The sequence below is a fragment of the Enterobacter cloacae complex sp. GF14B genome (assembly GCF_004136805.1).
In the GTDB taxonomy this organism is placed as follows: Bacteria; Pseudomonadota; Gammaproteobacteria; order Enterobacterales; family Enterobacteriaceae; genus Enterobacter; species Enterobacter hormaechei_C.
In genome coordinates, this window is the sequence record NZ_QFRV01000405.1 from 1 (window position 1) to 824 (window position 824).

At 42.1% G+C, this 824-nt stretch carries 1 protein-coding gene; it reads left to right on the forward strand.

From position 1 onward, the window contains the following. Positions 1 to 305 precede the first annotated feature (305 nt). Positions 306 to 824: hypothetical protein (locus DD606_RS26320; protein WP_219824260.1), on the forward strand; the 519-nt coding region annotated here is incomplete at its 3' end.

Below are 824 nucleotides of genomic sequence, written 5' to 3' on the forward strand. Positions count from 1 at the left end.
AACAACCACCTCGATTTCCAACACATTGTAAGTACATGTTTTGAGAATACAAAGCTAGGTGTGAAATCACAGTGTAATGTTATTATGGATTCATACTTAACATTTGTCATGCATTTATAGTCATATTTCCATCCACGTTGGTGGAGGAGCAGCCACTAAATAGTCTCTCCGGCACATTCAATGCTATACATGCGGATATTGTAGCAATAATGTTCCCGCATCTTTGCCTAACCAAACTGGTTCAAAGAAGGATTTTCTTCTATTCTCACTCCTATATTGTCCCTACTTCTACACAAGCATTTGGAATGCTTGAACCCATCAAAGTAACTTCCTTATTAAGTATGGAGTGGCCGGTCCCAGATTTGTGGTTGGTAGCATCTTTCAAGCAAAAGATGATAATGGATGTCCAAAACTCTTTGAAATACTCTAAAGCTTCTAGGTCTGTGGGCTTGAGCTGGTGTTTGCCTATTCATTGTTTTGTGCACATTTTTAAAGAGTTTGGATTTGTGGAGACTACCACAATGCTTGTATGTAAAGATGCGCATTACGAGGAATTAGGAAGGCTTTTAGAAGAGGACTGGGGTTTTGTGGAGGGCATGCACAACGGGGACCGGTACCGTTGTAAGGTTGGAGCTTCAGGTATTGAAATGCGCTATTTGAAATCCCGCACCTCCTTGTACATACGATTTCACTATGATCGTTGGATGTGCAAGCTTGGAGTGTGGACTCCCTTACAGAGTGTAGACGGCGCTATTGCAAGCTTTGACATTGCAGTGAAGATGCCCAACGATGCTTTGGAGGCAGTCCAAGTGAACAAGCATTGG